This window comes from Streptomyces sp. NPDC099050, assembly GCF_044759865.1.
In the GTDB taxonomy this organism is placed as follows: Bacteria; Actinomycetota; Actinomycetes; order Streptomycetales; family Streptomycetaceae; genus Streptomyces.
The window spans coordinates 1-7,807 of sequence record NZ_JBIWAE010000058.1; the positions used below are offsets into that span (position 1 = coordinate 1).

The following is a 7,807-nucleotide window of genomic DNA, read 5'->3' on the forward strand; positions in this document are numbered from 1 at the left end:
TCGAGTAGCTCGCGCCGGAAGCCATGCACCCGCCGGGACCGAGAGGTCACAACCCTACCGAAGAGGGCTGCAGAAGGGATGGTCCTCTAATGAGCGACGACCGGCTGCTTCCCGTCCGCGCGGTGTGGACCGACTTCGGCGGGGTCCTGACCCCGCCGATCGACCAGGACCTGGAGACCTTCTGTCTCCGTACGGACATCCCCGCCGAGGCCATGCGTGCGGCCATGACCGCGGTGGCCGCGCCCTTCGGCAACGACCTGATGGCCCCGCTGGACACCCCGCTGCTCAGCGAGGACGAGTGGGCCGCGCGGATGAACGCCGAGCTGCGCGCGCGGGGCATCGAGACCGACCTGACCGGCTTCGGCAAGCGCTGGTTCGACGGCCGCGAGACCAACGAGCCGTGGCGCGCGCACCTGGTGGAACTGCGCGCGGCCGGTGTCTACGTAGGACTGCTGTCGAACATGCCGCCCGCCTGGGACCCCCTGTGGCGGCGGATGATCTGCCCCGACGGGACGGAGGCCCTGTTCGACGGGCTGGCGCTGTCCTTCGAGATCGGGGCGCGCAAGCCGGACCCGCGGATCTTCGAAGTGGCCGCCGGACTCGCCGGGGTCGCACCCGGGGAGTGCCTGCTGGTCGACGACATCGAGCGCAACTGCGCCGGAGCCCGGGCCGCGGGCTGGCAGGCCATCCACTTCACCGGCGCCGAAGCGGCGGCGGAGCAACTCGCCCGTCACCTGCCGCCGCGGACCACCGCCGGTCCCGCGGCCACCTGAAACAGGAGAGCACATGTCACGCACCGTTCTGATCACCGGTGGCAACCGGGGGATCGGGCTCAGCATCGCCCGCGCGTTCGCCGAGAACGGCGACAAGGTCGCCGTCACCTCCCGCAGCGGCGAAGCCCCTGACGGCCTGTTCGGCGTCCGCTGCGAGGTCACGGACCCCAAGTCCGCGCGCCGCGCCGTGGCCGAGGTGGAGGCTCAGTACGGGGACATCGCCGTACTGGTCTCCAACGCCGGCATCACCCGGGACGGACTCGCCCCGATGATGAAGGACGAGGACTTCGAGGACGTCATCCAGACCAACCTCGTGGGCTCGTTCCGCATGGCCCGCCTGGTGTCCCGCTCCATGATCAGCGCCAAGCGGGGCCGGATCGTCTTCATCTCCTCAATCATGGGCTTCCTCGGCTCGCCGGGCCAGTCCAACTACGCGGCCTCCAAGTCCGGGATGCTCGGCCTGACCCGTTCGCTCGCCTGGGAACTGGGTTCGCGCAACATCACCGTCAACATGGTGACCCCCGGCCTCATCGAGACCGAGATGATCGAGAAGGTCACCGACAAGCGCCGCGCGCAGCTGCTCTCCCAGACTCCGCTGCGCCGCACGGGTACCCCGCAGGAAGTCGCCGAGGTCGTCAAGTTCCTCGCGAGCGACGGTGCGGGCTACGTCACCGGCGCGGCCATCCCGATCGGCGGCGGCATCGGCATGGGCCAGTGAGCCGCGCCCCCGCCCCGGCTTCCCCCGAAGCCCCCCTTCCCTCCCTTTCCTCCCTTTCCCCTGTTTCCCCCGTTTCCCCTGTTTCCCGTACCCGAGAGGAATCCGTCATGACGGACGAAGAAGTACTGCAGATCGCCGTGGACATGGGCAAGATCTTCAACGACGGTGACGACGACGTCGCGCGCCGCCTGGTCGCCGAGGACTTCATCGACCACGAGGCCCCGGAGGGCTCTCCCCGCGGGCCGGAGGCGTACGCGAACACCGCGCGCTGGATGCGCAGCGTGTGGGAGAACGCCCGCTGGGAGATCGTCGACTCCTTCGCCAAGGGGGACAAGGCACTGCTGCGCCTCGTCTTCACCGGTCGGCACGTCACCGACTTCATGGGCGTGGCCGCGACGGGCAAGGAGGTGCGCGTGCAGCACCTGCACGTGTACCGCATAGCCGACGGCAAGGTGGCGGAGCACTGGGCGGTCCGTGACGACCTGGAGCTCTTCCGGCAGATCGGTGCCTGGACCAAGCCGCTGAAGGGGGCTCCCAAGCCCGCGCCGGCGGCCTGACCGGCGAACGCGTGAAGGGGCGGCATCCGCATGGTGCGGATGCCGCCCTTCGTGCTGTCCGGGCCGGGGGCGACCCGGGTCGCCCCCGGGTCACCCCGGGTCAGTTCCCCTTCGAGCCCTTCGGGCCCAGTCCGTGGAGCAGTGCGTCCACGACCGCGGCCGCGAGGGTGTCCGGGTCGGTGGTGGGGTTGTCCGCCTGTTCGAGGATCGCCTGCTCGATCAGTGCGTGGTAGACCCGGCGGGCCCAGCCCAGATCGGCGTCCGGACGCAGCAGGCCGGCCTGCTGCACCCGTCGCATGAGGAGGTCGCCCTTGTTGAAGATGCGGTCGTGGGCGGCGATGGCCACCGGGTCGCGCAGCTGCGGCTGTCCGACGGTGTAGCGCCAGCCGCTCTTGATCTGGATGACGTTCGCGGTGATCTGGTGCAGTGCCACCAGTGGTGGAGCGGTCTCCGGGCGGCCGATGTCGATGGCCTCCTCGACCTGGCGGAAGGCGTGCGCGGCCATGGCGTCGATGAGCGCTTCGCGGGAGGCGAAGCGCCGGTGGACCGTGGTGCGCGCGACGCCGGCGGCGGCCGCGATCTGCCCGAGGCTCGCGGCCGGGTCCTCCCCGAGGACCCGCTCGGCCACTTCCAGGATCGTGCGCACGGTGCGTTCGGCGTCCGCTCGCAGCGGGCGTCCGCTCGTTGTCTCCGTCATCTCTGAACAGCCTCTCGGTCGTCTTCTGCCGTCTCCGGATGCGTCTCGTCATCCAGTCTATGTGACACCGGAGTGGCGGAACATGGGGAATCTGCATCACAGGTGTTGCATCTAGCGAGTTTCTTGCTACTTTTAAGTCGCGAGTCGATGCCAACACGCAACTAACCAGGAGTGGATGACATGTCCGAGCAGCAGCAGAACTGGATCGAGACGTACGAGTTCGTCGAAGGCGTCCAGGCCTCCGGACCGGCCCACCTGCAGAAGGTCGGCGTCCTGAAGACCGGCCCCGCGGACGCCCGCCGCGTTCTGGTCCTGCTCGGCGGCCGCGAGGGCGCCGCGGGCGTCTTCCGGCACACGGCACGCAGCCTCGCCCGGGCCGCGGACGACCTCCAGGTGTGGGCGGTCGACCCCCGCGAGCAGAACCTCGCCGACCTCTCCGCCTTCACCGGAAACCCGGAGCAGGCCACCGAGTACTACCTGGGCGGCCACTACCAGGTTCAGGATCCGGCCGACTCGCTCTTCGCCGCGCAGTGGGGCCTCGAAGTCCTGCTGGAGGACGTACGCCGAGTGGTGCTGGCCGCCGCGGACGGCGGACGGCGGGACGTCGTGCTCGGCGGCGTGTCGGTCGGCGCCAGCGCCGCCCTCATCTACGCGGCCTGGGACTTCGACGGGGCACCCGGTTACCGCGACCTCGCCGGCCTGGCCGTCGTCGACGGCGGGGTGCACAACGCCTATTCCGGCGCCGGCATGGAGTTCGCCCTCCCCCTCGACGCCGCGAAGGGCTGGCTCGGCGCGATCGAGGGCGGAGCCGTGTTCGAGAACTTCACCAGCACCACCCTCGGCTTCGGCGACCGGCCCGAGGCGGCCGCCCTCTGGTTCCAGCTCGCCGCCCAGTACGCGATCGCCGACCCGCACGCCCCGGCCGTCCTCGCCGACCGGCTGCCCGAGGGCGTCCGTACCGACCGCAAGCTCACCAACGCCGGGCTGCTCGGCTGGCTCGTCGACGCCCAGCACGTACACCCCTCGTACTCGGTGCAGGCCGGCCGGCTCGAGGACACCGGCAGCTGGACCACCGGCGGCCGCACGAACCTGGAGACCGTCGCCGAGGCCTTCGCGGGCCCGCGCCCCGGCGCCTGGGTCTGGTACACACTCAACCGGGTCATGCTCGACCTGGTCGCCGCGATCGACTTCGCCGAGACCGACGTCACCCGCATGCTCGGCCTGCGCCTGCCGCACGGCCAGGCCATCGACGTCCCGCTGTACGCCTTCCAGTCCGGCCTGACCAACGGCACCACCGGCCAGGCCGCCGCGACCGTCACCGCGAACAGCCGCATCCCCGAGATGTCCCTGCACACCGACAGCGACCTCACCCACCAGGACGTCGTGTACGCCCGGTGGGAGGACAACCGCTTCCTGCGGACCCTCTCCCAGTTCCTCCGGGAGCTGCCGCGGCGCGCCGCCTGATCAGGCGCCCCGCCCCAGATCGGGGCGGCAGGGGGCCCTCCCCCGCGTCCCCTGCCGCCCCTTCCATACCCCCGTGACCACCGTGACCACCGTGACCAAGGAGAGCTCCGATGGCCGCCCCCGCCACCCCGACCCCGGAGGCACCGCCGCGCGCGGGCCTCACCATCCTCGCCCTGTGCCTGGCCGTGTTCATCGTCCCGTACGGCCTGAGCAGCGCACCCGTCGCGCTCCCCGCGATCGGTGAAGACCTCAATGCCGGGGTCGTGCCGCTCCAGTGGGTCGTCAACGCCTACAACGTGGCGGCGGCCAGCTTCATGATGGCGGCCGGCTCGATCGCCGACCGGATCGGCCGCAAGAAGGTGTTCGCCTTCGGCGTGGGCCTCTACGCGGTCTCCGCGCTGATGGGCGCGCTCGCGACGAACATCCTGATGCTCGACATCGCCCGCGCCGTCGCCGGTGTCGCGGCGGCCGCCATGATGACCGCCGGCGTGTCCGTCATGGCCAACATGTTCCACGGAGCCGCCCGCGGCAAGGCCTTCGCCTTCGTCGGCGTCACCATCGGAGCCGGGCTCGCACTGGGTCCGACCACCTCGGGGCTCCTCGTCTCCGGTCTGGGCTGGCGCTCCATCTTCTGGGTGCAGTTCGCCATCGCGGCGGCTTCCATGGTCGGCCTGCGCCTCATCCAGGAATCCAAGGACCCCGACGCCAACAGCGTCGACTGGGCCGGGACGGTCACCTTCACCCTCGCCCTGTTCTGCTTCACCCTCGCCATCATCGAAGGCCCCCAGTGGGGCTGGGGCAGCACCTCCGTCGTCGGGCTGCTCGTCGCGTGCGTCCTGCTGCTGATCGCCTTCGCCTTCGTCGAACGCCGCCAGAAGCACCCCATGTTCGACCTCTCGCTCTTCGCCGAACCCCGGTTCATGGCCGTCAACCTGCTGGCCACCGCCGTCTCCTTCGGCTTCGTCGGCCTGATGGTGCTCCTTCCCTCATACCTGGTCGGCGCCAACGGCCTCAGCAGCGGTGCGGCCGGCCTGACCATGCTGCTGCTCACCGCCCCCGTGCTGGCCTTCCCCCTGGTGGCCGGGCGACTGGTCCAGGCCGGCGTCTCGATCCGGCCCATCCTCAGCGGCAGCCTCGCCCTGGTCGCCGCCGGACTGGCATGGCTGACCCTCGTCCACCCGGCCATCAGCCTCCTGGGCCTCACCGGGCCGCTGCTCCTGATCGGCATCGGCATCGGCCTCATCTACGGACTGATGGACGGCGCGGCGGTCAGCACCGTCCCGCCCGCCAAGGTCGGCATGGCGAGCGGCATGTTCAACACCATCCGCCTCGCCTCCGAAGCGGTCGCCGTGGCCGGCATGGTCGCCGCCCTGGTCTCCCTCGTACAGTCGCGCATCGGCGGCGGTCTGGACCGGTTCGCGCAGGGTACGGACCTCGACGCCCGCGCCGTGACGGACAGCGTCACCAGCGGAAACCTGAACGGCCCGGTCGCCCAGGTGCCGGCCGCGTCCCGTGACTCCTTCACCGACTTCCTCGGCCAGGGCTACACCGGAGGCCTCCAGGTCGTCCTGTGGGCCACCGTGGCGATCTGCCTCGTCAGCGCGGTCGTCCTGCACCTGATCCTCACCGACCGCCCGGCCGACGACGCTGCGGCCGACGCCGACGCCGAAGCCGACGGCGACGCTCCCGCGCGCACGCCGGAACAGGCCTCGGTCTGACACCGCCCGCCCCCGGCCGGTGGCGCCCCCGGATCGCCCGGTGCACCCGCACCGGGCGATCCGCTCCGTTCCGGCCGGCGGACCGGACCCCTCCCAGGAGAAGACATGCAGCGCACCCAGCAGCGATGCCTCGTCACCGCCGCCCGGCAACTCCCCCTGTCCGGTACCGCGATCGCCCTGTTCCCCCACACACCGGGCGCGGCGCCGGCCCTGCACGAAGCGGAGACCCGGCTCCTGCACCGGCTCCCTCCCGCGCAGCACCCGGCCTTCACCGCCGGCCGCGCGGCGGCGGGCCGCGCCCTGGGCCTCCTCGGCGTCGACGGCCCCGTACTCCGCGAGGGCAGGCGACCGCTCTTCCCGGCGGGCACCCGGGGCTCCATCAGCCACGCCACCGGCCCCATCGGGGCGGCCGTCGCCAGCACCAACCCGGACGTCGTCAGCGTCGGCATCGACCTGGAGCGCACCGACCGGCTCGGCCGCGACGCGGACCGGCTCGTCTGCACGGCGCGCGAACGCCTGTGGATCGCCCGGGCGCGCCGCCCCGAGAGCCGCCTGTCCGTCCTGTTCTCGGCCAAGGAGGCCATCTACAAGGCCCTGGAGGGGATCGCCCCCCGGACACCCGTCTTCCACGACGTGGAGATCCGCCTCGACGACTCCCGACTGGACGTCCGCATCGCCCCGGGACTCCTGCGCGAAGGCCAACGGATCACGGGCTGGTTTCAGCTCCTGCCGGGCCATTACGTCCTGACCACGGCCGCGGTCATCAGGACCGCAAAACCGGAATAAGCCCCTCCACGCCGGCCCATCGCCTTACCCCCGGATACACATCCTTCGATCGGACCGGAATCAACCTTAGGGTCAGTTTCTTGCCATCCCCACACGTGGCATGGAAGTCTTCTTCAAGCATCCGGAGGATAATTCCGTTCACCTGGGGGATCGATGCTTCAATTCAACATCCTCGGACCGCTCGCGATAAAACGCGACGGCCGGGAGATACCCGCACCCCGTGGCCCGAAGGTCCGACAGCTCCTTTCCCTTCTGGTCCTGCAATCCGGCGCGGTCGTCTCCCACGGATCCCTCGTCGACGAACTCTGGAGCAAGGAACCACCCAAGACGGCCCTCCCGACGCTCCGCACCCACGTCTACCACCTGCGGAAGATACTCAAGGAGGGGAGCGGCAGCGCGGTTATGCCGGAACTCCTCCACACCTGGTCCGCCGGCTACGTACTGCGGGTGGAACCGGAACAGGTGGACGCGGAGGCCTTCCGCCGGCTCGCCCGCGAGGGGGAAAAGCTCCTCAACGCCGGTGACCTGCAGGAAGGGGCGTACGTACTCTCCCGCGCACTGGACCTGTGGAGCGGAGGCGTCCTGACGGACGTCACGTGCGGACCGGTGCTGACCCAGCACGTGCAGCACCTCGAAGAGGTGCACATGCGGGTGCTCCAGCAGCGCATCGGGGCGGAAATGCAGCTCGGCCACCACGGCCTTCTCGCCGCGGAACTGAAAAGCCTCGTCACCCGGCATCCCCTCAACGAATGGCTGCACGGACAGCTCATCACCGCGCTCTACCGGAGCGGACGCAGAGGAGATGCCCTGCGCGCCTATCAAGAGCTTCGGGGAATACTGCAGGAAGAACTCGGGCTCGACCCTTCCCGCGCCCTCCAGCAAATGCAGCGCGCCATCCTCTCGGGGGCCGACGGTGAAACCCTCACCCTCATAAGGAACGGGTCGCAGAATTCCCCGTCGGCCGCATTTCCCCGCCTGCCCCAAGCCAGCTGAAGGATTCATCGTGCGCAAGGTGCTCATCGCCAACCGTGGCGAAATCGCAGTCCGCGTTGCTCGGGCCTGCCGGGATGCCGGGATCGCGAGCGTAGCCGTCT

The 7,807-nt window shown here is 70.4% G+C and carries 9 protein-coding genes; 8 read left to right on the plus strand and 1 reads right to left on the minus strand.

Annotation, left to right across the window (positions count from 1 at the left end):
• Positions 1-89 precede the first annotated feature (89 nt).
• The 3 genes from ACIQV3_RS40265 to ACIQV3_RS40275 all read left to right on the plus strand — a co-directional run bounded on the left by ACIQV3_RS40265 (position 90) and on the right by ACIQV3_RS40275 (position 2,048).
• Complete coding sequence (locus ACIQV3_RS40265; protein WP_403722278.1) at positions 90-773, plus strand: HAD family hydrolase; 684 nt, start codon at positions 90-92, stop codon at positions 771-773.
• Between the two features lie 13 nt (positions 774-786).
• Entirely contained in the window at positions 787-1,491 is a 705-nt protein-coding gene (fabG, locus tag ACIQV3_RS40270; protein WP_403722282.1) for a 3-oxoacyl-ACP reductase FabG, read from the plus strand.
• A gap of 107 nt (positions 1,492-1,598) precedes the next feature.
• Positions 1,599-2,048 (plus strand): ester cyclase, encoded by a 450-nt coding sequence (locus ACIQV3_RS40275; protein WP_403722286.1) that lies wholly within the window; start codon positions 1,599-1,601, stop codon positions 2,046-2,048.
• A gap of 100 nt (positions 2,049-2,148) precedes the next feature.
• Here the strand turns inward: ACIQV3_RS40275 and ACIQV3_RS40280 are convergent, their stop codons facing one another.
• On the minus strand, positions 2,149-2,745 hold the full coding sequence (locus ACIQV3_RS40280; protein WP_403722289.1) for a TetR/AcrR family transcriptional regulator: 597 nt from the start codon (positions 2,743-2,745) through the stop codon (positions 2,149-2,151).
• Between the two features lie 180 nt (positions 2,746-2,925).
• On the opposite strand from ACIQV3_RS40280, the gene ACIQV3_RS40285 reads away from it, so the two are divergent.
• The 5 genes from ACIQV3_RS40285 to ACIQV3_RS40305 form a co-directional block, all read left to right on the plus strand.
• Positions 2,926-4,209: an alpha/beta hydrolase gene (locus ACIQV3_RS40285; protein ID WP_403722291.1), complete on the plus strand. Its 1,284-nt coding sequence runs from the start codon at positions 2,926-2,928 to the stop codon at positions 4,207-4,209.
• 110 nt (positions 4,210-4,319) lie between these two features.
• Positions 4,320-5,927 carry an MFS transporter gene (locus ACIQV3_RS40290; RefSeq protein ID WP_403722293.1) on the plus strand — a complete coding sequence of 536 codons (1,608 nt, stop codon included), beginning with the start codon at positions 4,320-4,322 and terminating at the stop codon, positions 5,925-5,927.
• Between the two features lie 105 nt (positions 5,928-6,032).
• Positions 6,033-6,713: a 4'-phosphopantetheinyl transferase superfamily protein gene (locus ACIQV3_RS40295; RefSeq protein ID WP_403722297.1), complete on the plus strand. Its 681-nt coding sequence runs from the start codon at positions 6,033-6,035 to the stop codon at positions 6,711-6,713.
• A 153-nt stretch (positions 6,714-6,866) separates the two neighbouring features.
• The gene (locus ACIQV3_RS40300; RefSeq protein WP_403722300.1) at positions 6,867-7,706 is read left to right on the plus strand and encodes a BTAD domain-containing putative transcriptional regulator; all 840 of its coding nucleotides are present in this window, start codon (positions 6,867-6,869) and stop codon (positions 7,704-7,706) included.
• 10 nt (positions 7,707-7,716) lie between these two features.
• The coding region (locus ACIQV3_RS40305; protein WP_308427085.1) for a biotin carboxylase N-terminal domain-containing protein at positions 7,717-7,807 on the plus strand (91 nt) is incomplete at its 3' end.